This is a genomic window from Streptomyces sp. LZ34, from assembly GCF_053890475.1.
This window is the reverse complement of the sequence record NZ_CM132680.1, coordinates 6,820,551-6,845,981: the sequence shown is the minus strand read 5'-3', so window position 1 is coordinate 6,845,981 and position 25,431 is coordinate 6,820,551. Positions and strand designations below refer to the sequence as shown.

Below are 25,431 nucleotides of genomic sequence, written 5' to 3'. Positions count from 1 at the left end.
ACCGCCAGGGCGGCGTCGGCGAGATTGAACACCGGGCCGCGGGCCGTCACCATGATCCAGTCGATGACCGCGCCCCGCAGCGGTCCCGGGTGTCGTACGGCCCGGTCGGCGCCGTTGCCGAGCGCGCCCCCGGCGATCAGTGCGAGGGCCAGCGCCCGGGCCCGGCTGCGGACCCGCAGCCCCGCGCTCACGGCGGCCAGCGTGCCGACCGCGCCGACGAGGGTGATCAGAACGATCAGCAGGGGCCGGCCCCGCCCCAGCCCGAAGGCCACCCCGGTGTTCCGCACCAGCAGCGTGTGCACCGGCCCGAGCTCGCCCTGCGGCCCCACGGTGCCGCCGAGGGCCGCCACCGCCCAGGCCTTGCTCACCTGGTCGGCGGCCGCCACCGCGAGTGCGGCCAGCGGGAAGAGTACGCGGCCGGTGCGCTGCTGGGGCTTCATCGTCGGCCTCCTCGCGGCCGGCCTCCTCGCGCCTTCGGTGACCGGCGCGGGAAGCGGGCCCGGACAGGAAACCCGGCGAGGTGACGTCTCGCTTCCCGATGAGCCCGCGTTTTTACCGAGACCGCTTTACCGAGGCCGCGTTTTCGCGGCGCTGCCCCGCGGGGCACGACGGAGGGCCCGCAGGCGACATTGCCTGCGGGCCCTCGCTGTCCACCGCCGGGGTGCGGCGGCTGTACCGTCGGGGTTACTCCGACGTCTTCCCCTTCGCCGACAGAAGCGGCGTCTGGTACTTGGACAGCATCTTCATCTTGTTCTTGTCGACCGTCTTCCAGTCGTTCTTGAGGACGCCCCCGGTGTCACCCGAGTTCGGGTTCAGGGACCAGTAGGTGTAGCTGATCTGGTTCTTCTTGAGGTAGTCCATCAGCGCGTTCTGCCACACGGCCTCGGAGCTCTTGCCCGCGGTCTTGCGGCCACCGAACTCGCCGAGCAGCAGCGGAGCGATGTTCTGCTGCTTGATGTAGGCCCAGTGCTTCTTCCAGATGGCCGGCATGTTCTTCGGGAAGTCCTTGGCCATGAACCAGTTCTGGTTGTACACACCCGGGCCGTAGTCGTGCGCCGAGTAGACGACCTTGTTGGCTTCCTTCAGCTTGACCGGGTACTTCTTCACACCCTGGAGGTCACCGCCCCACCAGAACTGCTCGTTCTTGTGACGGTCGGTGCCCTCGACGAAGATCAGCCAGTTCTTGTTGACGGAGTGGATCGCGTTACCGGCCTTCTGGGCCGCCAGGCGCCAGTCGGTCTTCGGGTTGCCGTCGCCCCACGTGGCCTGGCCACGCGGCTCATTGTGCAGGTCGGCACCGATCACGCGGGGGTTGTTCTTGTAGCGCTTGGCCAGCTGGGTCCAGTCGTCCAGCCACTGCTTCTCGGTGAGGTTCTGGCTGTACCACAGCTCGCTCTGGCCGTACTGGTCAGGACGGTGCTGGTCCAGGAGCACCATCATGCCCCGGTCGGTGGCACCCTTGACGATCTTGTCCATGATCTGCTGGCCGGTGAGGCCCTTGAGGTCCGGGTTCTGCTTGAAGTCGATCCCGTTGGGCTTGCTCTTGGCCGCGAACATCTCGTTGGAGTACGGCAGCCGGATCGTGTTGAAGCCGTTGTGCGCGATCTGGTCGAGCATGCTCTTCCAGTTACGGGTCCACAGGCCGTGCGGCGCGAAGCTGCCCGTCTCCATGCCGAACCAGTTGATACCGGTCAGCACCACCTTGTGGCCCTTGGAGTCCACGATGTCGCCACCGCGGGTGGACAGCGGACCGTCGACGGCCGCGCCCTTGGCCGTCGCGGACGAGGCGGAAGAGCCGGACGAGGAATCGGAATCGGAATTCAGAGCGAACGCCGTCACGGTGCCACCGATGGCAGCAGCCACGACAACTCCGGCCGCGATACCGACGCGCAGCCGGTAGGAACGCGGGCCACGCTTCGACTCAGTGGTTTCGGAGACGGTCGGAACGTTGTTGTCCATGGGGGAATTCATTCGGTGAGACTCCTGAGAAATTGGGGGATGGCTGTTTTCAGGACGCTGGGGGTATTCGTCGGAGGGTCCAGACATTCCACTCGCGGGTCGGAGACTGCGGTCAGCCGGACAAGCCGCGCACGTGGAAGGAGATCTGCGACCAACAGGTCGAGACGGAGTGATTTCCAGCTCGACTTGTCCACGTCGATGAGCACCACATCCGGCTGCCTGCGCTCGGCCAGCGAAATTGCTTCGCGGACCGATCTGGCAGCGCCGGTCAGCTCCAGTCCGGGTGTTTCATCGACCAGGTCGGCGATCGCACTCGAAACCAGATGGTGGTGCTCCACGACGAGAACTCTTTTCATCGGTGGAGCTCCTTCAGGCGGCTTTCCCTTTCGTTCAACGACATTAGGGAATCCACCGGGCCCGAATCACCGTACGCATGACTGAAATCTCGCTACCTCAATTGCGGGAATTCCGGGCACGCCAAATGGCCGAATTCGGCCTACCTCGATTGAGGTAGGCAGAATTCGGCCATTTTGATGCGCTTATGTCCGACTTTGGCCGGGCGACCTCGCTCCGATCAGCAGTTGGTCAGCTACATAGAGTGACGACAGTAGGCAGCAGAAGGCCGGAGAGGGGAGAGAGGAGGGGGAGAGAGGAGGAGAGAGGGGGAGCGGGGAGGGTCAGGGCCCCGGGCGCTCAGCGGGTGAGGCGGAAGGCATAGCCCGGGACGAAGAGCCCGGCGGTCGCGGCACAGCCGTCGGCCTGGCCCGGTTGCTTGACCCAGAGATACGCGTCGATCCCGGGGATCCCGGTACGGGCGGTGGGCGCCGTGCCCAGCCTGCGCCCCGGCGGATCGCAGAACCGGTGGTCGTGGGTGGGCCCGGCGCCGTTGCGGCTGGTGTCGATCACGGCCCCCAGCCGGGGGAGGCGCAGCTCTCTGAGGACGGACAGGCCGTAGCGGACCTCGTCGCGCGTGGCGTTGAAGTTGGAGACGTTGAGCGCGATGCCGTCCCCGTACCGGTCGATCCCCGCGCGCCCCAGCCGCTCGGCCATGACCTGTGCGGGAAGCCAGCCGGAGTTCCCGGCGTCGTAGTAGATACGGGTGTGCGCGGCCTGCCGCCGCAGCGTCCGCCCGGCGTGGGACAGGGCCGCGAACCGCTGGGCCTGCTGCCGCCGCTTCAGACAGGTCAGATGCGCCAGGGCGTCCGGTTCCAGAATGACGACGGCGCGCGAGGCGCCGATCCCCCGGGCGAAGCCGCCGATCCAGTGCCGGTAGCCGGACAGCTCGGCCATGCCCCCAGAGCTGTGCTTTCCGCAGTCGCGCTGCGGGATGGCGTACGCGACCAGCACGGGCAGCCGCCCGCGGGCCCGGGCGGCCCGCACCACCTGGCGCACCTGGGCCTCGACCCGGCCCTGGTCGGTGTCCGTGAACCAGGCGGCCTGCGGCTCATCGGCGATGCGCTTGCGGATGACCGCCGCCCGGCGGTCGCGGGGGTTGTCGCGCACCCATTGCGCCGCGGGGTTGTCGGGGTCGGTGTAGAACCGGGTCGTGACCGGGAAGTACGGCTTGGGCAGGGGGAAGGCGGACTCGTCGCCGGCCCAGCCCGTCGGCGGATGGAGCGTGGTCGCGGCGGTCGCGACCTCGGCCATCAGGACCAGGGCCAGCAGTTGGGCGATGCCTCTGCCCGTCCGCAACGGGGACCGGCGGCCCGGGCACCGCCCCCGCCCCCGCCATGTACGCCACGCACGCCGCTCCCGGCGCTCCCGGCGCTCCCGGCGCAGCCGCCTGCGGCCGGAACGGCCCGGCCGCCCCCGCCACGTCGGCCGTCTCCGCACCCCCGCAAGCCCCAGCCACCTCGGCAGAACTATCAGCCCCAGCAGCAGCGCCTGAAGCCGCAGCCGTTGCCAGAACCCCATCCGCCCGCGAAACCCCGCCGTCCCGGGGGTTCTCTCGCTCACGCCGGGCCGCCGTTCAGCTGTCGGAGTTGTTCGACGGGGGCTTGCGGCGGCTGATCAGGAAGACCGCGATGATGGCCAGCACCACCAGGGCCCCCGCCACCGCTCCTATCGCCACCAGCGCCGATCCCTCATCGGACCGGGCCGCGGAGCGCTTGTGGTCCGGCTCGGCGGTCGTCCGCGCGGAGCCGGGCGGGCTGGTGGAGGCGGGCGGTGCGGCGCGGTCCGCCAGCGCCTTGGCCGGGGCGATCAGCCCGAAGCCATAGCGCGGATCACGCCCCGAGGACCCCTTGCGGTCGGCCGTGTCGATCAGCTTCTGCACGACCTGGCCCGCGGTCCAGCGCGGGTGCTCCGAGCGCAGCAGCGCGGCGCCGGCCGCGACCCACGGCGCGGCGTAGGCGGTGCCCGCGCCGGTCCAGTAGTCGCTGTTCGGGGCGGTGGTCAGGATGGAGACGCCGGGCGCGGCCAGGGTCACGCCCCCGCCGTGGTGCGAGTCGGTCCACACGGCGCCCTTCTCGTCGGTCGCCACGACGGAGACCACCCCGCGGTAGGCAGCGGGGTAGGTCGGGCGGTTGCCGTCCTTGCCGTTGTCGCCGGCGCCCGCGACCACCACGGCGTCCTCGGCGAGCGCGTACGTCACCGCCGACCGCAGCGCGGCGTTCGGCTTCTTGAAGGACACCGCCACATCGATGACCTTCGCGCCGCGGCTCACCGCATGGCGGATGGCCCTGGCGGTGGCGTCGGCCAGCGGCTTCCGGTCCTCATACACCCCGAGCGGCAGCACCCGGGCCTGGGGCGCCAGTCCCAGCAGCCCGTTGCCCCGGTAGTTGCGGCCGGTCCCCACGATGATCCCGGCCGCGTGAGTGGCCTGCTCCATCGCGACCCCCTGGTCGCGGGTGCCGGTGCCGCTGGGGCCGTCCCCGAAGTCCTTGCCGGCCAGGACCCGCCCGCGCAGATCCGGGTGGGCGGCGTCGACGCCGGTGCCGATGACCGCGACGGTCACCCCGGCGCCCTTGCTGATTTTCCATGCCTTCTTGGCCTGTAGAGCGGTCAGCGCCCATTCGGAATCGTGCATCGCTCCGGAATCGGAATCCTCGGAAACATCCGGGGAAGCACCCTGGGAAACGTCCTGGGAAACGTCCTGGGAAACACCGATCGCCGCCGAGGGGGCGAGCGAGAGCGCCATCAGGGCGATAACGGCCCCGGTCCGGGCGGCGAATGAGCGGTGCGACATCACGTGACCTGACATTACGTCACCTACCTTCATCCCAGTGGGACGCGAGGCCGTCGGCGGACGCCTGGCCGTCTCATCTTCTGCGGGTCTCCGCGGTGCGGACACCCGCGAGCGGGGGACCTACCGCTCCCCTTTTTGGGGGACCGGTTCCAGGCGCTGTTTCCGGGCCTCCCCAAAACGGGGGAGAAAGCCGGTCCACCGAAGGTGGAGTACGCCCTCCCCCGAAGGCGTGATGTCCTCGGAAATCCGGGGGCGCACTCTTGGACTGACATCGGCGGAAGAGCCCCCTGCGTAGGGAGTCGCGATGCAGCGTTTCGGAACGTTCAGCGATCGCACCAGCGACCCGAGCGAACAGGTGGACAACACCCGCAAGCGAAAAGGAATGTTCTTTCGAACGCTCTCGATGAGCGGCCCGCTGGCCGCCCTGAGCGGTCTGGTCCTGCGATTCGCGGTCGTCGGCGTGGGCGGCGCGCTGGTGAACACGGCGTCTCTCTTCGCGCTCTACCGCTGGGCCCACTGGCCGCTGCTCGCGGCCTCCCCGGTCGCGGTGGAGCTCGCCGTGGTCCACAACTATCTGCTCAACGACCGATGGACCTTCGCGGTGTCCCCCCCGTCCTTCCGGCGGTTTCTGAAATTCAATGTGTCCGTGCTGGGCGGGCTCGCGGTCAACGTTCTGGTGGTCTGGCTGCTGGAACGCTCGGGAATCCATCTCCTGCTGGCGAGCGGCCTCGGCATCGCCGCCGCGTTCACGGCCAATTTCGCCGCCAGCGCGGGCTGGGTCTGGGGGAGGCGGGGCCGATGACATCCATCATCTACCTGGGCCTCGTCCTGGTCTCGGTGCTGCTCACCATTCAGTCGGCCCATGTGCTCTACCTGATGCTCTACACCTGGGACCGGGCGGATGCCGAGCGAAAAGCCAGGGCCCCGGACACCTTTGTCCGCCCGCGTCTTTCATTCAGCGTGCTGCTGCCCGCGCGGCACGAGGAGGACGTCATCCAGACCACCATCGAGCGGGTGGTGCGGGCCGACTATCCGGCCGAACTGCTGGAGGTCTTCGTGATCTGTTCGCAGGACGACACCGGCACGATCAAAAAGGCGGAAGAGAAAATCGCCGAGCTGGACCGGGAAGGTCTGCAGAACGTCGAGGTCGTGGTCTTCGACGACAAGCCCGTCAACAAACCCCACGGACTCAACGTGGCCCTCCCGCACACCACTCACGACGTGGTGACGATCTTCGATGCCGAGGACGACATCCACCCCGAGATCTTTCTGCTCGTCAACACCGTCATGCTCAGGGAGCGGGTGCGGGTGGTGCAGGCGGGCGTCCAGCTGATGAACTTCGACTCCAACTGGTACTCCACGCTCAACGTCCTGGAGTACTTCTTCTGGTTCAAGAGCCGGCTGCATTACCACGCCCATTACGGATCCATTCCGCTCGGCGGCAACACCGTCTTCTTCGCCCGTGAGCTGCTGGTCCGGCTCGGTGGCTGGGACGACCGCAATCTCACCGAGGACGCGGACCTGGGCCTGCGGGTGTCGGCCAGCGGCGAGCGGGTGCGCGTGGTCTACGACGACCGCTATGTGACCAAGGAGGAGACGCCGCCGACCCTCGGTCACTTCATCCGGCAGCGCACCCGGTGGAGCCAGGGGTTCATGCAGACCCTCAAAAAAGGCACCTGGAAACAGATGCCCACGCGCAAACAGCGGTGGCTCGCCTTCTACGTCCTCGCGTTCCCGCACGGCCAGGCGCTGCTCGGCCTGTATCTGCCGATCTCCCTGGGGATGATCCTCGTCCTCAAGGTGCCCGTGTTGATCGCGCTCTTCTCCTATCTGCCCGTCCTGTTGCTGTGCGCGCATTTCCTGGTGGCCGCGGTCGGACTGTACGAGTTCACCGGAGCGCACGGGCTCGAGGCCACACCGGGGACGGTCGTGAAGATGGCGATCTCCTGGTTCCCCTTCCAGATGGTCCTCGCCTATGCCGCGGTGCGCGCCATGCGGCGGGAGCTGCTCGGCCGCCACGACTGGGAGAAGACCCAGCATGTGGGCGCCCACCGGGCCCGTACCGAGGAGGCGGACTCCCGTGTCGCATGACCCCACACCTCCGCTGCCCCCGCGGCCCCCGCAGCCGGAGCGGCCCGAGCGACCGCTGCGGCCCGAGCGACCCCAGCGGGCTGAGCGACCCCAGCGGGCTGAGCGACCGCCGCGACCCGAGCGGCCCCAGCGGCCTGAGCGGCCTCCTCGATCCCAGCAGCTCGAGCGACCCCAGCGGGCCGAGCGACCGCCGCGGCCCGAACGACCCGAACGATCCCAGCGGCCCGAACGCCCCCCGCGGCCCCCGCGCTCGGTCGCGGTGGACGAGCCGCCGCGGCGGCCCCGGCGGCGCCGCCCGCCCCGGCTGTCCGTCGAGCGCGGCATCTTCCCCCGGCTGAGCCGCAACGGCCGGCTGGCGCTGCTCTTCTCCGTACTCTCCGGGCTGCTCAGCCACGGCTACCACCTGTTCCGCTATCCCCTGTACCTCACCGACGAGGGCATCTATATGCAGCGGGCCTGGTCGCTGGTCCGGGAGACCAGGCTGTCCCCGTACACCTACGACTACGACCACGCCCCGGCGGGCTGGATCACGCTGGCCGGCTGGGCGTTCCCGCTGCCGAAACAGTTCGAGGCCTTCGGCAACGCGATCAACACCGGCCGGTTCCTGATGCTGCTGGTGCACCTGGCCTCGGTCGTGTTGCTCTTCGAGGTCACCCGGAGGCTGTCCGGCACCGTGCTGGCCGCCACCATCGCCGCGTTCTTCTTCAACCTCTCGCCGATCTCGGTCTATTACCAGCGCCAGGTGCTGCTGGACAACCTGATGATGTTCTGGGTGCTGCTGGCCCTGTACGCCCTGCTGCGCCGCGAGACCACGATCAGATCCGCGTTCAGCGGCGGGATCGCCCTGGGGATCGCGCTGATCACCAAGGAGAACGCGCTCTTCTTCGCCCCGACCTTCATGTATCTGCTCTATCGAAGAATCCAGGGCTCCGCGGGCCGGCGATTCACCCGGACGCTGTGGCCATTCGCCGCGGCGGCGCCGGTCGGCGCGTATGTCACCTACGCCCTGCTCAAGAACGAGCTGCTGCCCAGCGGGCTCGACTTCGACCTGGCCAACCCGCCCGCGGACCACGTCTCGCTGCTCTACACCCTGTGGTGGCAGATCAACCGTAGTCAGGGCAGCCTGCTCAACCACCACGGCCTGCTGTACACCAGCTGGCTGCCCCGGGACGCGTTCCTGCTGCTGGCCGGGATGGGCGCCACGGTCATCAGCCTGTGGTGGGGAATGCGGAAACACCGGCGGGATCTGGGGTTTTTCGTCGCCGGGACGCTGGCCTTCGGATATGCCTTCTATCTGCTGCGCGGCAGCGTGGTGCTGGACTTCTACATCACCCCGCTGATTCCGATGTTCGCCATGAATATCGGCATGGTCACGGACCGACTGCTGAGGCGGCCGGTTCTCCGCCGGCTGCTCGGGCGGGCGAGTTCCAAGGTGCGGATCGCGGTGCCCGCGATGCTCGGCGTACTGCTGCTGGCCGCGCCCTCCAGCGGATATGTCCTGACCGTCAACACGGAGGGCCGCGTCGCGGTCGCGGACCAATACCAGTCCAAGCTGGCCCTGACCCATATGCAGCAGGCGCAGATCGCCTGGGTGCGAAAACACGTCTCGCCCAAGGCGCGCATCATCATGGACGACGACATGTGGGGTGAATTGCATGACGTGCATCCGTTCTACCCGTACGCGCATTCCCACTGGAACGCCTCGTCCGACCCTGCCCTGCGGGACAAACTCTTCCGCAAGAGATGGCAGAACATCGACTACATCATCATGTCCAACAAGATGCGCAATTCAATTCACCGCAACAACGGCGACGGCCGGGAGAACTGGATCCTGGCGGCGCTACGGAATTCGGAAAGGGTATGGGCGGACATCCGGGGTGGCATCAGGCTGGAAATCTATCGGGTGAACAAGTAGCCCGCCGGAAGAGGAGGTGAAGGCCATGCCCAAGTACGACGACTACGACGAGTACGAAGAGTACGAAGAGTACGACGACTACGACACCCGCGAGGCAGACGAGCAACCCAGGGACGACAGAGACGACAGGGGTGTCGGAGACGACAGGGGTGTCAGAGACGACAGCGGCGCCAGGGATGGCAGGGGCGACAGGGGCGCCGGCTACGACAAGTACGACAACTACGACGACGATTACGACGACTACGACGAGCCCCCGAAGAGGCGCGCCCCCAAGGCTTCCAAGGCCGCCCTGAGGAAGCCGAGCGCCCCCGAGGAGAAGTCGGGCGCCACCGACGGGAAGCGGAAGCGGCTCTCCTGGAAGACGGCCCTGCTGGGCCTCGTGGCCATCGCGATCGTCGGATCGCTGGTCCAGATGGTCACGCACGGCGGCATCGGGGACGCCCTCAACACGACCGGCGGCGGAGGCGGCCAGAAGAAGAGCGACACCCAGCAGCAGGAGGTCGTCCCGACGAAGAAGCCCAAGACCATCAAGCTGGGCAACCAGCGGGTCCCGCAGGCTTCCGGCCCGATCATCGTCATCAACCCGGGCCTGGTCGCCCCCGGCGGCAAGGCGGCCGTCGAAGGCGGCGGCTTCGCCCCCAAGAGCACGGTGGACCTGCTGCTGAAGACCAAGCGGTCGGGCACCAAGGGCCGCGCCATCCGGACGGTCCGGACGGACAAGCACGGCTCGCTCTACGTGAACTTCACCATGCCGGAGTCGCTGGGCGGCAGGCCCGGCACGCTGGTCGCGCAGCAGCGCGGCGGCGGCCGGACCGCCGAAGCCGAGCTGATCACCGGCGGCGCGATAGGCACCGCGAAGATCAACAAGATGGTCGGCAGGCCGGGCGACGTGGTCTCGATCAGCGCCCGCGGCTTCAAGCCGGGCGAGCAGATCAACGTCTTCTGGGGCCGGACCACCGGCACCCCCGTCGCCAGGCTGCGCACCGACGGCTCGGGCGGGGTGGGCCGCGCCGACATCAGGGTCGGCGTCGCCCCGACGGGCCAGAGCACCCTGGTGCTGGTCGGCCAGCAGAGCAAGACCACGGCCACCGCGCCGTTCCAGATGCTGAGCCTGTACCCGGCGATCAAGTCCTCTCCGTACGCGTTGAAGGCCGGGCAGCGGATCAGGCTGTCGGGGAACCGGTTCGCGCCGAACGAGCGGGTGCTGGTCTACATCAACGCCACCAGCGGTCTCCCCGCCTTCACCACGCAGGCCAATTCCTTCGGCCAGATCCGCGACGTGGCATTCGACGTGCCGTTCGGGCTGAAGGGCAGGCAGAGCCTGACCGCGATCGGCGACCAGAGCCGGGCCGTGGTCCGCTCGGGCTTCACCGTGCTGCCGTACTCCCCCAGCGCCGAGCCCAGCACCTTCGGCGGCAAGGCGGGCACCACGCTGAGCTTCTACTGCGCCGGGTTCGCGCCCAACGAGACAGTGACCGTCTACGCCGGCAGCGGCAGCGTCGCCGGGCGGAAGATCGCCGTCTTCCAGGTCGACGGCCGGGGCAAGGCGGCCGCCGTGGGCTCGTACCGGATCACCACGGCCGACGAGAACGGCGTGTCCTTCAAGCTCATCGGCTCCAAGAGCGGCGGGGTCGCCAAGGCGGGCATCAACAACACGAGCGGCCAGGGCCAGGGGCACTAGAAACACGTGCTCACGGAGCCGGGGGGGCCGGCTGGGGACAGTCACAGACAAGCCCGGTGTTCCATAGTTGTACCATGCATGTCCTGGAGTGTCCTATGAGTGTTATTTTCGGCCCTAATTCTCGAAGAGTCCTACAATTCCTGACCCACATCGAGGACCTCTCCCCGGAGGAGATCGACCGCGTGGCCGATCTGTGGAAGCAGACCTCCAGCCAAACCCGCGCCGAGGGGTGGGCAGAGGTTCACCGCACCACGTCCGACGAGGAGCAGTACCGGATCCTGGTCGCCGCCTCCGTGGCGCGCCGGGCCGCCCTCGACACCGCCCGGGCGCACGGCCGGCACGACTGGGCCTTCTGGGCCGCGGTGTGGGATGCCGCGGCGGCGGTCGCCGTATGCGACCGCATCGGCGGCCACTACAACGTGCTGGTCGCCCCGCTGGCCGCCGTCATGCCGTCGCTGGCGCACTGCCGGCGTGACGAACTCTCCACCCTGGAGCTCCAGGGTGCCGTCCTCAAGGGAGGTGGAGGTTGATGCGCGACGACCGGATCCGAGTCGTGGTGGCCGATGACGACCCCGTGGTCCGGGAAGCGCTCGCGGACCTGATCGACTCCCACCCCGACCTGGCGCTGGTGGGCCTGGCCGTCAACCACGAGCAGGCCGTCCGCGCCGCGGTGGAGCACCGCCCCCGCGTCGTGGTCATGGACGTGCACATGCCCAAGGGCGACGCGCCCGGCAGCGTCCGCGCCATCCGTGAGCAGGTGCCCGGGGCCCGCGTGGTGGCTCTCTCGGCCCACGGCGACCGGGAGACCGTGCTCAACATGCTCGCGGTCGGGGCCACCGGCTACCTGGTCAAGGGCACCCCCGCCGAGGAGATACTCGAGGCGATCACCCGGGCCGCCCGCGACCAGTTCAGCATGGCCGGGGAGCTCGTGGCCGACTGCACCGAGCCGCTGCGGCGGGCCGACCGCGCCTCCTGGCGGTTCGAGGAACTGGTGGGCGGCCGACTCGAGGAGTCGTACCTGGAGCTGCTCGGCCAGGCGCCCTGCGGGGTGCTGATCGTCGGCCCCCGCGGGCGGATCGAATCCGCCAACGCACACGCCCGGCACATGTTCGGCTACAGCTCGGCCGAGCTGCGCGACAAGCGGATGCGCGACCTGGTCCCCGACCGCTACCGCACCGCCGCCGAGCAGCTGATCGGGCGGCTGTTCACCGCCCCCTCCGCGATGACCGGCCGACGCCGGGACGGCACCGAGTTCCCCGCCCAGTTCAGCGGCGGCCATCTACAGGGCAGGCGGCCCCGGTGTGTGGTCTTCGTCGCCGACCTGAGCCAGCTGCGGGCGGCCGAGAGCCGGTTCCGCCAGGTCATCGAGTCCTCCCCGGAGGCCATGGTGATCGTGGACTCCGCCGGGCGGATCCAGACGGCCAACCGCCGGACCGAGGCCCTGTTCGGCTACGACCGCGACCAGCTGATCGGCCGCGCCGTCGAGGCGCTCCTCCCCGACCAGCCGCTGACCATCTCACTGCGCGACTGGGCCGACGCCTCCGAGGAACCCATGGGGCACAGCATGGAGCTGGTCGGGCGGCGCAGCGACGCCAAGCAGTTCCCGGCCGACGTCAGCATCAGCCCGCTGCGTACCGAGGACGGGCTGCTGACCGTGCTGACCATCAGGGACATCACCGAGGTGCAGCGCGCCCAGTTCGTCCTGGAGCGCAGCCTGGAGCTGCTGGAGGTCACCGACCGGGACCGCCAGGCGCTGCTGAGCCACCTCGTCCACGCCCAGGAAGCGGAGCGCGGACGCATCGCCGCCGACATCCACGACGACACCATCCAGGTCATCACGGCGGCCAGCCTCCGGCTTCAGCAGCTGCGGCGGCGGCTGCGCGACCCGGACGAGCAGCGGATCATGGAGAAGCTGGACGAGACCCTCAAGCTGTCGCTGAGCCGACTGCGCCAGCTGATCTTCGATCTGCGACCGTCCAGCCTGGAGCACGGCTGCCTGGCCGGGGCTCTGCGCGGACTCCTGGAGCAGATACGCACCGAGACCGGCGTCGAATACCGGCTGGAGGACCGGCTCGCGGCCAAGCCGCCGCCCGAGACCATGGCCCTGATCTACCGCACCGCGCAGGAAGCCCTGATGAACGTGCGCAAGCACGCACGGGCGAAGACGGTCCATGTGCAGCTGCTGGGGCTCGACGAGGGCTGCCTGGTGCGGATCGTGGACGACGGCCAGGGCTACAACCCGCTCGAGGTGGAGTCCCGCCCCGGCCATCTGGGGCTGTCGCTCATCCAGGAGCGGGCCCAGATCGCGGGCGGCTGGTGCCGCATCGAGAGCGCGCCGGGCGCGGGCACCACGGTCGAGTTCTGGGTGCCGCTGGGCGAGACCCCCGGCCACGGCCCGCTCCCCTTCGGCCCCGCGGACGCCTCGGGCTACCCGGATTCCCTGGGCCCGCCTGATGTTCTGGGTTCGCCCGGCTCTTTGGGTTCCCTGGACGTACCGGACTCATTGGATTCACCGGATTCACCGGACGCGTCGGCCCTCCTGGACCGTCCGGAACGGGACCGTCCGGAACTGGGCCACCCGGAACTGGGCCGTTCGGAAGGGGACACGCAGCCGTGACCGCGCCGGCCGATCTCACCAAGGTGCTGATCGTCGAGGACCACCGGGTGGTGGCCGAGGGGCTGTGGGCGCTGCTCGCGGAGTACTCGGACCTGACCGTGGTGGGGTGGGCCGACTCGGTCGCGGAGGTCGTCCCCATGGCCAAGGAGCTGGGCCCCGACGTGGCGCTGGTCGACTTCCGCCTGCCCGACGGCACGGGAGCCGACGCGGCGGCCGCGATCCGGGCCAACGACCCCTCCACCGCCATCGTGATCCTCAGCGCGGACGCCAGCGACTCGGCGCTGCTGGCCGCGGTGGAGGCCGGGGCCTGCGGCTATCTGCTCAAGTCGGCGAGCGGCGACGAGATCGCCTCGGCCATCCGCTCGGCGGCCGAGGGCGAGACCCTCATCCCGGCCAGCACCCTCGTCGAGGTCCTGTCCCGGCACCGGGAGAGCGCGCGCTCCTCCGCCCATCAGACCGAGCGGCTGGAGAGCCTGACCCCGCGTGAGCAGGAGATCCTGACCCTGATGAGCCAGGGCCTGGACAACCGGGCCGTCGCGGAGCGGCTGAGCATCAGCTACGCCACCGTACGCACGCATGTGCGCAAGATCCTGGAGAAGCTGGAAGTGCGGTCCCAGCTGGAGGCGGTCGCGAAGGCCGCCGGCTGGGGGTTCCGCCACGTGGAACCCGAGTGACGCGGACTGGCTGACACCAACCAGCTGCCACCAACCAGGGGAGACAAAATCCCCACTCGGGGGAATTCCGGGCACACCGCGCCGGGTTTCCTCCCCATGCGCCGCAGCCATCGGATCCTCCTGCCGGCCGCCGCCGCGAGCGTCACCGTGGCGGAGCGGCTGCTCGGACGGAGCAGATCGCTCAGCCGGAGCAGATCGCTCAGCCGGAGCAGACGGCTCAGCCGGCCCGGGGCGCGCTCGCCCCCGGCCGACCGCACGTGCCCGTGTCCGCACTCGTTCCGTGAGCAGGTGAGCCAAAGTGGCACTTCGAGTACTGATCGCCGACGACCACGCGGTCGTCCGGCAGGGCCTGCGGATGATCCTGAGCCTCGACGACGACATCAAGGTGGTCGGCGAGACGACCAACGGCCGGGAAGCCGTACGACTGGCCCGCGAGCTGTGCCCCGACGTCGTGCTGATGGATCTGCTGATGCCCGTCATGGACGGGATCTCGGCCACCGCCGAGATCCGCCAGGACCTCCCCGAAGTGGAGGTCGTGGCGCTGACCAGCGCCCTCGACGACACCATGGTCATGGGCGCGGTCCGGGCGGGCGCGATCGGCTTTCTGCTGAAGAATGCCGAGGCCGACGAGTTGCGAAGCGCGGTGAAGGGCGCCGCCGCCGGCCGGATCCAGGTCTCCCCCGACGCGACCTCCCGGCTGATGGGCCAGGTCAGGGCCCCGAGCGGGCCGGAACAGCTGACCGAGCGGGAGGCCGAGGTCCTGACGATGCTCGCGCGCGGCAAGTCGAACAAGGAGATCGCGCGCGACCTGCGGATCGGGCAGCAGACGGTGAAGACGTACGTGAGCCACATCCTGACCAAGCTCGGGGTGCACAGCCGCACCCAGGCCGCGGTGTACGCCGTCCAGTCGGGCCTGGTGCCGGCCGGGGAGCTCACCACGCCCGAGCCACTGGACGCGGCACGGGACCACTGGTGGTCGGCGTGATCGCTGTCCGACGCCGGTGGATGTCGGCCAGGGCACGGCGGCGCGCCCTGGCCGACATCCACCGGCGCGTGCTCGACGCGGAGCCCGGCGAGGACCTGCTGCGGCTGGTCGTACGGCGGGCGCGGGAAGCCGTCGGCGCGGACGCGGCCCGGGTGCTGGTGGCGGAGCCCGGCGGGGCCCTGACCGTACGGGCCGCCGACGGCACCGAGGCGCCCGCTCCCGGCGGCCCATCGGCGGCCGCGCGGCGGCGCGCACTGCGTACGGCCGGGCTCACGGCCGTCCTGGACACGCCGCTGACGGTGAGCGGACGGACCGTGGGCGTCCTGGAGGTGGCGGCCGGCCGCGGCCGACGCCGCTTCACCGCGGGCGACCGGCGCACGATGCGGCGGTTCGCCGCGCCCGCCGGCCTGGCGGCCGCCCAGCTCCGCACCCGGGAGCAGCTGCGCCGACTGGCCGCCACCGGAGCCGCGGACAGCCTGTGGCGGACGCTGGACCGGCTCGCCGCCGCGGCCGTGGCACAGACAAGCGCGGCGGAAGGCGCCATCCGGCTGCTGGCACCGGAAGCGGCGGAACCAACTTCGGGAGGGATGCCGGAAGAGGCTCAGGAGGCCATCGCCTCCGCCGCCCCCGTCATCCGTACGCTCCGCGACGACCGCACCGGGGCGGCCTGGCCGCTGCTGTGCCAGGGGCGGGTGACCGGGGTGCTGCACTGCCGCTACCCGCCCGGCCGGCGGCCCGACGGCTTCGATCTGACCCTCCTCGAAGGGATCGCCGGGCACGCGGCCCGCGCGGTGGAGGGCGAACGGTGGCGGGCGGCCGCACGAGACAAGGGCGCCCTGGACGAGCGGCGCCGGCTGTCCAGAGAGCTGCACGACTCCGTCTCCCAGGCCCTGTACGGCATCGCCCTGGGCGCGCGCACCGCCCGCGAGCTGCTGGACCGGGACACGGGCGACGAGACGGGCGGGGACGGGGGGTGCGACAGGGACAGGGACAGGGCCGGCCACACGAACGGCATGTCGGAGCTGGCCGAGCCGATCGACTACATCCGGCAGCTCGCCGACGCCGCGATCGCCGAGACACGGGTCCTGCTGGGTCGGCTCAGGCCCGAAACGCTGGAGGCCGAGAGCCTGGTCGCCGCGCTCGCGCGACATGTGACGGCGCTCCGCGACCGGTACGGCATCGCCGCCGAGGCGACGCTCGGCGCGGAACCGGAGACGACTCCGGAGGCCAAGCACGCCCTCTACCGGATAGCCCAGGAGTCGCTGCACAACGTCGCCAAGCACTCGGGGGCGCGGCATGTGCGCCTCCACCTGCTCAGTGGCCCGGGCACCGTCACGTTGACGGTCGCCGACGACGGGGTGGGCTTCGACTCCCGGAGGTCCTTCCCGGGCCATCTGGGTCTGCTGTCCATGCGGGAGCGGGCCCGGGAGGTGGGCGGCACGCTGAACGTGGACAGCCGGCCGGGCCAGGGCAGCCGCATCCGGGCCACGGTCCCGGCGGAGCCGTAAACCCTCACAAACACGCCGGCACGCCGACGCTCCGGCACTCCAGCGCTCCGAGCCCGGCGGCATAGGGGACATTTCCGCCGTTACGTTCCTGCCCCCTGCTACGTTCCTGATGCCGGTGAGGCCGGCTGCACCGCCCACAGACAGGAGACCCGCCCGTGACCCTCCCCGGGCCCATGGGGCTGAGCATGCGGGACCGCACGGTGGAGGCGGGCGTCCGAGCCGGGCTGGCGGCGGTCGAGGCGGGCCTGCTGGAGGCCACGAAGAGCGACGTGCCATTCATCACCGAGGCCGCCCAGCACCTGGTGCGGGCGGGCGCCAAGCGGCTGCGGCCGCTGCTGGTGCTGCTGGCCGCGCGGTTCGGCGACCCGGATGCGCCGGGCGTGGTGCCCTCCGCCGTAGTCGTCGAGCTGACGCACCTGGCGACGCTCTACCACGACGATGTGCTGGACGACGCAGACGCCCGGCGCCGAACGCCCCCCACCGACGCGAACTGGGACAACTCGGTGGCGGTCCTCACCGGCGACTTCCTCTTCGCCCGCGCCTCGCACCTGCTGGCCGACCTGGGCCCGGAGGCCGTACGGATCCAGGCCGACGCGTTCAGACAGCTGGTCACCGGCCAGATCCTGGAGACGGCCGGCCCCAGCGGCGACCGCGACCCGATCGAGCACTACCTGGAGGTCCTCGCGGGCAGGACCGGCTCACTGATCGCGGTCTCCGGGCGGCTGGGCGCGCTGGCGTCCGGCGCCGGGCGGGAAGTCGCCGGCGTGCTCGCCCGGTACGGCGAACGGCTGGGCGTGGCCTGCCGTCTCGCCGAGGACGTGCTGGACATCGCCGAGGCCGGCGGGGCCGGGGGCGTGCCGCGCGGCCGCCCGGGCGCCGCCCTGCGCGAGGGCTTCGCGACGCTGCCGGTCCTGTATCTGCGGGCGCGGGCCGAGGCGACTGGCTCCCCCGAGGACCGGGAGCTGTGCGAACTGCTCACCACCGAACTCACCAACGAGACGGACGAGACGCGCTACACGGAGGCGCTGCGCCGCCTCCGTGCCCACCCCGCCCTGGAACAGGCCCGCGTCGCCGCGGACCGCTACGCCGAAGAGGCCCGCGCGGCCCTGGCGCCGCTGCCCGCGTGCGCGGCGCGGCGTGCGCTGGAGGACCTGTGCGACGTGGTGACACGCGGCCGCCCGGCCTCACCCGCGGCCCCACCCTCGACCTCACCTTCGCCCTCGCACCCGCTCTCACCCCCGCTGGTCGCCGCGGAGCAGCGACTCCCCGAAGCGCCGCAGCCGTGAGACGGCGTCGGGGTCGGGGTCGGGCCCCGGTTCCATACCAGAGGCCCCACGACACCGGCAGTCCACGGCCGTCGCAGGAGACCTGACGGCCGTCGCAGGAGGCCTGGGGGAACCCGCTCGCCGGCGCCGGCGCCCACCGCCGATCCGGCAGGACCGCCCCACGACCGCCGACAGCCGCCTGAATCGCTCCCTGGCAACCACAGCGAGGAAACCCGCCCGTCCGCGCCCCGTATTCCAGCGCCCGGCAGCCCCCTCTGCTCCCCGCCCCCGTCAGCGCCTGCGCTGCCCCGCGTAGAACATCGAGGCGCCGGTCACCACGAACAGCCCACCGGAGATCGCCAGCGTGAGAGCCGTCTGCCCCTCCTGGTCGGGCCCGTCCGGAAGCCGCGGCTCCAGAATCCCCATCGGGTCCTTGCGGAGCGTGACGCGCTGTAGCCGCTTGATGTGGTCGAAGCAGTTCTGCTGCTCCGATATCTCATGCACGGCGTGGTCCCCGGCCGTCTCCTGCACCGTGCAGTACATGTCGGCCCCCCGCTTCTCGCCGCGGTCCTCGACCTTCGTGACCACCGCGGGCGCCTTCTCCCCCACGGTCTTCATGTAGACCTCGTAGAGCCCCGGCCCCGCGAACAACGTCAACGCGAACCCCGCGCAGGACACCAGCACCGCCGCCCCCGCCCGGTGCCAGATGCCGCCCGCCACGGTGGCCGCGACGGCGAACGTTCCCAGCGCGAGCACGACTCCGGCGAAGATGCCCACCGACGGGTACTGCGCCAGCCACGCGGCCATGGTGAACATCAGCGGCACCGACACGCCCCACACCAGCGAGTTGACCAGCCGGCGCGTCCGGGACGGCGGAGCCCCCGCCGCCTTCGTCTCGGTGGCCACGACGGACTCGGGCGTTCCCATGCCTGCTCCCTGCTTCGCTCACGCCTGACGGGCAGCAAGCATGCCGCAGCCGCCAATCGGCCCACAGGCCGGGCGGTTTCACCGTTTTGCCCGGGAGATGCCGTGCCGCGGCGCGGTCGGCTCATGTCCGGTGGATGCGGTCGACAAGGACGTCGATGACGAGCGGGGTGCGCGGGCCGAAGCCGAGGAGCACCCCGTCTTCCAGGTCCACGATGCGGCGGTCCATTCCGGCCGGGGTCTCCCTGATGCCGGGGATGTCCTGGAGGCCGTCGATGCCGCCGACCGACTCCAGGCCCTTGGTCATCATCAGGATCACATCGGGCCGGGCCTTGATGAGGGCCTCGCTGGTGATGGGGGTGAAGGGCTTGGTCAGCCCCGAGGCGGTGCCGGCGTCCTCGGCCCCGGCGGCGGCGATGAGGGAGTCGGCGCCGGAGCCCTTGCCGCCGATGAGGTAGACGGCGGCGGTGCCGCGCATGTAGAGGAAGGCGACCTTGGGCCTGCTGCCCTTGGGCACGGCGGCCCGGGCCGCCGCCAGTTCGTCACCGATGCGCCGGTTGAGGGCCTTGCCGGCCGCCGGGACGCCGAGGGCTTCGGCGACCCGGGTGGTGCGGGTGGCCACGTCGTCGAGCCCGGTGGCCGGGTCGAGTACGACCACGGGGATGCCGGCGTCGCGGATCTGGTCGAGGGCTTCCTTGGGGCCGGTGTCGGTGTCGGCCAGGACCACGGTGGGCCTGAGGGAGAGGACGCTCTCCGCGCTCACGTCATGGGCTTTGGTGACCAGGGGGAGTTTCCTGGCCTCGTCGAAGGTGGCGGTGACGTCCCGGCCGACGACGTTGTCACCGAGGCCGAGGGTGAAGACGATCTCGGCGATGCCGCCGTTGAGAGGCAGGACGCGGGAAGCGTCCCGGACGGTGACCTCCCGGCCGTCGGAGGAGCCGACGGTGACGGGCAGTTCGGGTCGGGGGGCCTTGCCTTCGAGCGGGACCACGGAGTTCGTCGCGAGCTGTTTGCGCGCCGCGGCGGCTCGTTCACTCGCGGAGGACGGCGACGGGTCCGCCCCGGCGGCACCGCCTTGCCCGCCTCCCTCCCCACAGCCAACCGCCGGCAACACCGCGAGGACGAGCGCGACAGCGACAACTCCTCTTCGCAGCAAGGGGAGTTGAGGTCTTCCGGGCATGTGCATCGCTCCGCCTTCCCTGCCGCTTTTCCGGTCTCCCATTCGAATCCATCATTCGCTACCTTAGGTTAGCCTTACCTTAGTTGCCTACGGGGGGAGTGCTGACGGCATGCACAGAAGTGGCGTGCGATTCCTGCGAGTTGTCCCGACCGCGGCCGTCGCCGCGGGTGCCCTGCTGCTCCCCGCGGCCCCGGGGGCAGCCGCCGCCGCGGGAGCCTCGGCGGTCGGCCCCGAAGGGCAGAAGCTCACCGTCTCCACAGCCTCCGGCCTCGACCCGGCCGGCGAGACGGTGACCGTGTCCGGGTCCGGCTACAACACGGAGAAGGGCATCTACGTCGCGTTCTGCGTGGACAACGGGCAGGGCAAGACCCCCACGCCCTGCGTCGGCGGGGTGGACATGTCCGGTGAGTCCGGGGCCTCGGCCTGGATCTCCTCCAACCCTCCGTCCTACGGAGAAGGGCTGGCCAAGCCGTACCAGGGCAGCGGGCACAAAGGCTCGTTCTCCGTACGGATCAAGGTGCGCGCCAAGGACGCGAACACCGACTGCACCAAGTCCGGTGTGACCTGCTCCGTGATCACCCGCAATGACCACACCCGGGGCGGCGACCAGAGCCAGACGGTCCGCGTCCCCGTGACCTTCGGCAACGGCGGCGGGACGGCGGCCGACGAACCGTCGGCGTCGGCGCCCGCCGGGTCCGGATCGGGCTCGACGGGCGGTGCGAAGACGGGGGGCGCGAAGGCCGAGGGAAGAAACGATTCTTCAGGCTCGGACAACACCTCGGACGACCCCCTGGCCGGCACAGGCAGCGAGGTCGCCGTACCCCTCGGGCTCACCGCGGCCGCACTGGTCGCGGCGGGCGGCGCGGCCTGGATCTGGGCACGTAAGCGCCGCGCCGGCGCCGGGCCCGCAGTCGGCACAGGCACCGGCGCAGGCGCGGGCGCGGGCACCGGCGCAGGCGCGGGCGCGGGCACAGGCGTCGGCACAGGCGCGAGCTGATCACTCATCAACACCCGAGGGGAGCCTTCACGGTGACGAACAGACCTCGTGCCGCCGTAGCGGCAGCCGGAGCCCTGCTCAGCCTGCTCGGCCAGGGGATGGCGGCGGCCGAGGACGCGGCGGAGCCCGCACACGCGGTGTCCGGCGGATACGCGAGCTGGGCCCTGACCCTGACGGCACCGGCCGACCAGGACGTGTCGGTCACGCCCGGGGCACCGGCCGCACGCGGGTCCGGAGACCGGAGCTGGTTTCCGGTCGGCGGCGGCAGCGTGGACCCCGGCGCCGGGGACGCGGCCGTCGACTTCACCGGCACGGTCCGCCTCGGCCTTCCCGGGGACGGCGCGGATCAACTGACCCTGAGCGACCTGAGACTGCGGCTGGACGACAGCACCGGAACCCTGTACGCGCGGTACGAGCGGGCGGAGTCGGCCGGGCAGACAGGCGCTCTGCCCCTGGCCACCGTCCGCAGGGGTGCCACGCCACCGACCGTACGCGGTGGCGGGGTGACATGGTCCGGCCTGCGGGTTTCCCTGACCCGTGAGGGCGCCGGGCTCCTCGCCGACTGGAGCGGGCAGCCGTACGAGCAGGGGGACGAGCTCGCTCCGCTCGACGTCACCGTGGGCACGGGCACCGACGGCGCGCCCGAAGCGGAACAGCCAACCCCCAGCACCCCCGGCACACCCAGCACTCCCGGCACCGGCAACACCGGTGACACGTCCGGTGACACATCCGCGCTCTCGGCGACGGCGGCGCACCCGAGCCTGGTGGCCGGTGGCGAACAGCGGGTCACGGCCGAGGGCTTCGCGCCGGGCGAGGTCGTGCTCGTGGCGATCGACGACGACACCCGCTACCAGGCTGCGGCCGCCGCGTCGGGCCGGCTGACCAGGGCGTTCCCGGTGTACGCCAATGCCGCCGAAGGCACGCACAAGGTCGAGCTGTACGCGGTGACCGGCGGTCGCCGAGCCGTGGCGGAGTTCACCGTACGCGCCCTCGAACGGTCCTCCGCACCGTCCTGAGCCGTCGGCGTACCCCACCCCAGAAGCCAACTCCCGCACCACAGCGCGCCATGGAAACCCGGCACCGAGAAACCCGACACCGAGAAAGGTGCTCACACATCATGAGAGCTCTGTTGTCCGCCCGTACCACCGTCCGAGCGGGCCTCGCGGTCAGCGCCTCCGCCGCGCTCACACTCGGCCTGGCCACCGCAGCCTCTGCTCAGCCTTCTGCCGCCACCGCGACCCGGACCGTCACGGACGGGGGCATCACGTACACCCTGTCGCTGACCGCCCCGGACAACGCCGCCGCCTCCGGCCAGGTCGTCACCGTCACCGGCTCCGGCTACAACCCGCTCCAGGGCATCTACGTCGGTCTGTGCGCGGTGGACGGCGCCCCGGGCGCGAACAAGCCGACGCCGTGCCTGGGCGGTCAGGACCAGTCCGGCTCCACCGGCGCCTCGCACTGGGTGTCCAACCTCGGCGGCGGCACCCTGCCCAACAGCTCGGCGTTCGGCTCCGGCGGCTCCTTCAGCGTGAGCATCTTCGTCAAGGCCGATCTCGGCAACGGCTCTGTCTGCGGCGAGACCGTCGAGTGCGCCATCGTCACCCGCGCCGACCACACCGATTCGAGCGACCGCAAGTACGACGTCCACGTCCCGGTGACCTTCAACTGACCGCCGACTGACCGCCTGCGAGCTGCCGAGTGCCCGGGCCCGTCGCGGCTCACGCGTGAGGATTTCGATGACAGACACCACGACAGCCCGGCACCGCCCGGGCACCGGACCACACAGACGCAGACCCCGACCAGCCAGACCCCGACTCGCCAAGCCCCGACTCGCCAAGCCCCGATTCGCCAGACCCCGGCTGCGCGGCCTCCTGCCGGCCGTCGCCCTGCTGTGCGCCTCGGTCGCCGCGGGCCCGGCCGTACAGGCCGCCGACACGCCGAAGACCGGCCTGGGCAAGCACGGTCAGAAACTCACCGTCTCCGCCTCCGCGAACCTCGACCCGGACGGCGACACGATCCGCGTGACCGGCGAGGGTTACGACAACACCAAGGGCATCTACGTCGCCCTCTGCAAGGACAACGGCGACAACCGGATCCCCACCCCCTGTCTGGGCGGCGCCGACATGACCGGTGGCGGCGGCTCCTCGCAGTGGATCGTGCCCAAGGGCGGCCCGTACGAGGGCGACCTCGCCATCGCGTACGGCGACGGCGGCACGTTCGACGTCGGGATCGAGGTCAAGGCCGAAGGCGACGGCCTGGACTGCTCCGAGGTGACCTGCGCGGTCGTCACCCGGGTCGACCACCGGGCCGGCGGCGACCGCTCCCAGGACGTCCGTATCCCCGTCACCTTCAAGGGCCAGGCCCCCGGCGGCGGTGACCCGGGCGACGGTGACGGCGGCGGGGTGGACGTGCCCGCCGGCACCGTCACGTACCGCTCCGCCGCACAGTTCGCCGGAGCCGGCAAGCCGCTCGACGTCCTGCTGCACCCGGACTCGCGCACCCTCTACGTCGGCGCGGACAACCTCCCCGACACCGCCGACGTCGACGAGCGGGGCCTGTACGTCCTCGACCCGGGCGACGGAGCGGTACGCAGCCGGATCAGCCAGGCGCCGAGCGCCACCGGCGCCCTGCGTCCTGCGGCCGCGGCCCCGATCGCCGCCCCGCTCCCCGGCGACGGGGTGGTCTACCGCTACCCGCTGCGCGGGGTCGGCACCGCCAAGGACGGCGACGCCGCGGCGCGGGGTGTGTGGCTGACCGGCGCCGCCATCACCGACATCGGCCCCGGCACCACCGGCACGGCAGGTTCAACAGTCCTGGTCGCCCAGGGCGACGCCCTCTCCGAGATCGACACCGCCACCGGCACCGCACGGCGCACCATCACCCTCGAGGGCGGTCGGCGCCTGGCCGTCGACCCGGCCCGCAAGGCAGCCTGGTCCGCCGGCTCCTCCGGCGGACCGCTGCGCCGCGTCGACATCTCCGGCACCACGGCGTTCACCGTCACCGCCACCGCGCAGCTCCCGAACGGCGCCGTCGGGTTCGTCGAGACGGACCCGGCCACCGGCAATGTCTGGGTGGGCGTCGGCGGCTCCGTTCTCGTCTTCGACCGGGACGCCGAGCGGCTGGCCACCATCGAGGGCACCGACGGAACTGACGGAGCCGACGGGGCCGCTGCCGCCGCCTTCGACACCTCCACCGGCCGCGCCTTCGTCGTCCGCCAGGACGGCGGCGACACGGGCGGCGGGGACGACAACAACGGCTCGCTGACGGTGTACGACACCACGACGTACAAGGAGGCCGCGGAGCCGGTCACCCTGGCGGGCAACCACTCCCAGTCCGGCTCGGCGGCGCTCGCCGTCGCCCCGGGCGGCGGCACCGTCTATGTCACCAGCCCCGCCGAGGGCAAGATCACCAAGCTGGTCCGCCGGATGTCGCCGAAGGTCACCCAGGCGCCCACGGACCGGTCGGCGAGGCCCGGCGAGACGGTCACGTTCACCGCCGCCGCCGAGGGTGAGCCGAAGCCCTCCGTACGCTGGCAGGTCAGCCGCGACGGGTCCCGGACCTGGACCGATGTCGAGGGCGCGACCGGGAACGCGTACACCTTCGCCGCGCGGGCCGCACACGACGGGTACCGATACCGCGCCGAGTTCACCAACGCCGGCGGAACCACCCGCACCGCATCGGTGACGCTCACCGTCACCGAGGAGGGCGACGGCCCGGGCGGCGACGGCGGGAACGGACACGGCGACGGCGAACCGTCCGGCGCGAAGACCGTCACCGGCCCCGAGGGCCAGAAACTCACCGTCACCCCCGTCAACAACCTGGCCGTCGACGACCAGAAGCTGAAGATCACCGGCAGCGGCTACGACGAGACCAAGGGCATCTACGTCGCCCTGTGCGTCGACAACGGCGACGGCGAACTGCCCACACCCTGCATCGGCGGGGTCGATATGACCGGCGGCTCCCACACCTCCGCGTGGATCTCCTCCGCCCCGCCCGACTACGGCGAGGAGCTCGCGATCCCGTACGGCGAGAGAGGCACCTTCGAGGTCGAACTCACCGTCGGCGCCAAGGACGAGTACACCGACTGCTTCAAGGTCACCTGCGTCCTGGCCACCCGGGCCGACCACACCCTCTCCGGAGACCGCTCCCAGGACGTCAAGGTCCCGGTGTCCTTCGTGGGCCAGCCCCCGGTGGACACGGACGACGACACCGGAGCGGACGACGGAGGGACCAGCGGCTCGTCGGGCTCCGACTCGACCGGCGGCACGGCGAGCGGCGGCAGTTCCGGAGGCGGAGCGACATCCACGACCGGTCCCTCCGGCAGCCTGGCCGCCACCGGCATCACGGTCCTCGGCCTCGCCGCGGTGGCCGCCCTGCTGATCGCGGCGGGCTGGCTGGTCCACTCGCGAAGTTCCCGACGCGCTGTCGACAACTGACTGGAGGTCCGC

At 71.0% G+C, this 25,431-nt stretch carries 20 protein-coding genes and 1 pseudogene; 14 read left to right on the top strand and 7 right to left on the bottom strand.

Going from position 1 to position 25,431, the window contains the following annotated elements; all coding sequences use genetic code 11:
- Positions 1 to 29: 29 nt before the first annotated feature.
- From ACWY4P_RS28085 to ACWY4P_RS28065, 5 genes and pseudogenes are all read right to left on the bottom strand, one after another.
- Positions 30 to 440, bottom strand: a pseudogene (locus tag ACWY4P_RS28085) (signal peptidase II); the annotation flags it as partial.
- A gap of 244 nt (positions 441 to 684) precedes the next feature.
- Complete coding sequence (locus tag ACWY4P_RS28080; protein ID WP_456203115.1) at positions 685 to 1,959, bottom strand: glycoside hydrolase family 5 protein; 1,275 nt, start codon at positions 1,957 to 1,959, stop codon at positions 685 to 687.
- A gap of 8 nt (positions 1,960 to 1,967) precedes the next feature.
- Positions 1,968 to 2,315, bottom strand: coding sequence for a response regulator transcription factor (locus ACWY4P_RS28075; RefSeq protein WP_456203114.1), 348 nt, complete (start codon positions 2,313 to 2,315; stop codon positions 1,968 to 1,970).
- A gap of 337 nt (positions 2,316 to 2,652) precedes the next feature.
- Positions 2,653 to 3,915, bottom strand: coding sequence for a glycoside hydrolase family 6 protein (locus ACWY4P_RS28070; RefSeq protein ID WP_456203113.1), 1,263 nt, complete (start codon positions 3,913 to 3,915; stop codon positions 2,653 to 2,655).
- A gap of 13 nt (positions 3,916 to 3,928) precedes the next feature.
- On the bottom strand, positions 3,929 to 4,987 hold the full coding sequence (locus tag ACWY4P_RS28065; RefSeq protein WP_456203112.1) for a S8 family serine peptidase: 1,059 nt from the start codon (positions 4,985 to 4,987) through the stop codon (positions 3,929 to 3,931).
- 463 nt (positions 4,988 to 5,450) lie between these two features.
- On the opposite strand from ACWY4P_RS28065, the gene ACWY4P_RS28060 reads away from it, so the two are divergent.
- The 10 genes from ACWY4P_RS28060 (at position 5,451) to ACWY4P_RS28015 (ending at position 17,903) form a co-directional block, all read left to right on the top strand.
- Positions 5,451 to 5,948 carry a GtrA family protein gene (locus tag ACWY4P_RS28060; RefSeq protein WP_456203111.1) on the top strand — a complete coding sequence of 166 codons (498 nt, stop codon included), beginning with the start codon at positions 5,451 to 5,453 and terminating at the stop codon, positions 5,946 to 5,948.
- Positions 5,945 to 7,237: a glycosyltransferase gene (locus ACWY4P_RS28055; protein ID WP_456203110.1), complete on the top strand. Its 1,293-nt coding sequence runs from the start codon at positions 5,945 to 5,947 to the stop codon at positions 7,235 to 7,237. Before ACWY4P_RS28060 ends, ACWY4P_RS28055 begins: the two co-directional genes overlap by 4 nt.
- A gap of 259 nt (positions 7,238 to 7,496) precedes the next feature.
- Positions 7,497 to 9,152: an ArnT family glycosyltransferase gene (locus ACWY4P_RS28050; protein ID WP_456203109.1), complete on the top strand. Its 1,656-nt coding sequence runs from the start codon at positions 7,497 to 7,499 to the stop codon at positions 9,150 to 9,152.
- Between the two features lie 25 nt (positions 9,153 to 9,177).
- Positions 9,178 to 10,833 (top strand): hypothetical protein, encoded by a 1,656-nt coding sequence (locus tag ACWY4P_RS28045; protein ID WP_456203108.1) that lies wholly within the window; start codon positions 9,178 to 9,180, stop codon positions 10,831 to 10,833.
- A gap of 182 nt (positions 10,834 to 11,015) precedes the next feature.
- Positions 11,016 to 11,363 (top strand): hypothetical protein, encoded by a 348-nt coding sequence (locus tag ACWY4P_RS28040; protein WP_456203107.1) that lies wholly within the window; start codon positions 11,016 to 11,018, stop codon positions 11,361 to 11,363.
- A complete protein-coding gene (locus ACWY4P_RS28035; RefSeq protein WP_456203106.1) occupies positions 11,363 to 13,450 on the top strand; it encodes a PAS domain S-box protein in 2,088 nt (695 codons plus the stop codon). Before ACWY4P_RS28040 ends, ACWY4P_RS28035 begins: the two co-directional genes overlap by 1 nt.
- A complete protein-coding gene (locus ACWY4P_RS28030) occupies positions 13,447 to 14,124 on the top strand; it encodes a response regulator (RefSeq protein WP_456203105.1) in 678 nt (225 codons plus the stop codon). The genes ACWY4P_RS28035 and ACWY4P_RS28030 overlap by 4 nt, the downstream gene beginning before the upstream one ends.
- Positions 14,125 to 14,422: 298 nt before the next feature.
- Positions 14,423 to 15,109 carry a response regulator gene (locus tag ACWY4P_RS28025; RefSeq protein ID WP_456203104.1) on the top strand — a complete coding sequence of 229 codons (687 nt, stop codon included), beginning with the start codon at positions 14,423 to 14,425 and terminating at the stop codon, positions 15,107 to 15,109.
- Positions 15,106 to 16,617, top strand: coding sequence for an ATP-binding protein (locus ACWY4P_RS28020; protein ID WP_456203103.1), 1,512 nt, complete (start codon positions 15,106 to 15,108; stop codon positions 16,615 to 16,617). The genes ACWY4P_RS28025 and ACWY4P_RS28020 overlap by 4 nt, the downstream gene beginning before the upstream one ends.
- Positions 16,618 to 16,772: 155 nt before the next feature.
- Positions 16,773 to 17,903, top strand: coding sequence for a polyprenyl synthetase family protein (locus tag ACWY4P_RS28015; protein WP_456203102.1), 1,131 nt, complete (start codon positions 16,773 to 16,775; stop codon positions 17,901 to 17,903).
- 270 nt (positions 17,904 to 18,173) lie between these two features.
- Here the strand turns inward: ACWY4P_RS28015 and ACWY4P_RS28010 are convergent, their stop codons facing one another.
- Together ACWY4P_RS28010 and ACWY4P_RS28005 are read right to left on the bottom strand one after the other, a co-directional pair.
- The gene (locus tag ACWY4P_RS28010; protein ID WP_456203101.1) at positions 18,174 to 18,809 is read right to left on the bottom strand and encodes a hypothetical protein; all 636 of its coding nucleotides are present in this window, start codon (positions 18,807 to 18,809) and stop codon (positions 18,174 to 18,176) included.
- Positions 18,810 to 18,930: 121 nt separating this feature from the next.
- A complete protein-coding gene (locus ACWY4P_RS28005; RefSeq protein WP_456203100.1) occupies positions 18,931 to 19,992 on the bottom strand; it encodes a heme/hemin ABC transporter substrate-binding protein in 1,062 nt (353 codons plus the stop codon).
- Positions 19,993 to 20,110: 118 nt separating this feature from the next.
- Between ACWY4P_RS28005 and ACWY4P_RS28000 the strand changes: the two genes are divergently transcribed.
- The 4 genes from ACWY4P_RS28000 to ACWY4P_RS27985 all read left to right on the top strand — a co-directional run bounded on the left by ACWY4P_RS28000 (position 20,111) and on the right by ACWY4P_RS27985 (position 25,419).
- On the top strand, positions 20,111 to 20,983 hold the full coding sequence (locus ACWY4P_RS28000) for a hypothetical protein (protein WP_456203099.1): 873 nt from the start codon (positions 20,111 to 20,113) through the stop codon (positions 20,981 to 20,983).
- Positions 20,984 to 21,015: 32 nt separating this feature from the next.
- On the top strand, positions 21,016 to 21,999 hold the full coding sequence (locus tag ACWY4P_RS27995; protein ID WP_456203098.1) for an HtaA domain-containing protein: 984 nt from the start codon (positions 21,016 to 21,018) through the stop codon (positions 21,997 to 21,999).
- A gap of 101 nt (positions 22,000 to 22,100) precedes the next feature.
- Positions 22,101 to 22,652: a hypothetical protein gene (locus ACWY4P_RS27990; protein ID WP_456203097.1), complete on the top strand. Its 552-nt coding sequence runs from the start codon at positions 22,101 to 22,103 to the stop codon at positions 22,650 to 22,652.
- A 67-nt stretch (positions 22,653 to 22,719) separates the two neighbouring features.
- On the top strand, positions 22,720 to 25,419 hold the full coding sequence (locus tag ACWY4P_RS27985; protein WP_456203096.1) for an immunoglobulin I-set domain protein: 2,700 nt from the start codon (positions 22,720 to 22,722) through the stop codon (positions 25,417 to 25,419).
- Positions 25,420 to 25,431 lie beyond the last annotated feature (12 nt).

What these genes read in the sequence shown, in the direction of transcription:
- ACWY4P_RS28075 (WP_456203114.1), bottom strand. Translation starts at nt 2,315, where the DNA reads ATGAAAAGAGTTCTCGTCGTGGAGCACCACCATCTGGTTTCGAGTGCG.
- ACWY4P_RS27985 (WP_456203096.1), top strand. Translation starts at nt 22,720, where the DNA reads ATGACAGACACCACGACAGCCCGGCACCGCCCGGGCACCGGACCACAC.
- ACWY4P_RS28010 (WP_456203101.1), bottom strand. Translation starts at nt 18,809, where the DNA reads ATGGGAACGCCCGAGTCCGTCGTGGCCACCGAGACGAAGGCGGCGGGG.
- ACWY4P_RS28060 (WP_456203111.1), top strand. Translation starts at nt 5,451, where the DNA reads ATGCAGCGTTTCGGAACGTTCAGCGATCGCACCAGCGACCCGAGCGAA.
- ACWY4P_RS28035 (WP_456203106.1), top strand. Translation starts at nt 11,363, where the DNA reads ATGCGCGACGACCGGATCCGAGTCGTGGTGGCCGATGACGACCCCGTG.
- ACWY4P_RS28045 (WP_456203108.1), top strand. Translation starts at nt 9,178, where the DNA reads ATGCCCAAGTACGACGACTACGACGAGTACGAAGAGTACGAAGAGTAC.
- ACWY4P_RS28065 (WP_456203112.1), bottom strand. Translation starts at nt 4,987, where the DNA reads ATGCACGATTCCGAATGGGCGCTGACCGCTCTACAGGCCAAGAAGGCA.
- ACWY4P_RS28005 (WP_456203100.1), bottom strand. Translation starts at nt 19,992, where the DNA reads ATGCACATGCCCGGAAGACCTCAACTCCCCTTGCTGCGAAGAGGAGTT.
- ACWY4P_RS28080 (WP_456203115.1), bottom strand. Translation starts at nt 1,959, where the DNA reads ATGGACAACAACGTTCCGACCGTCTCCGAAACCACTGAGTCGAAGCGT.
- ACWY4P_RS28055 (WP_456203110.1), top strand. Translation starts at nt 5,945, where the DNA reads ATGACATCCATCATCTACCTGGGCCTCGTCCTGGTCTCGGTGCTGCTC.
- ACWY4P_RS27990 (WP_456203097.1), top strand. Translation starts at nt 22,101, where the DNA reads ATGAGAGCTCTGTTGTCCGCCCGTACCACCGTCCGAGCGGGCCTCGCG.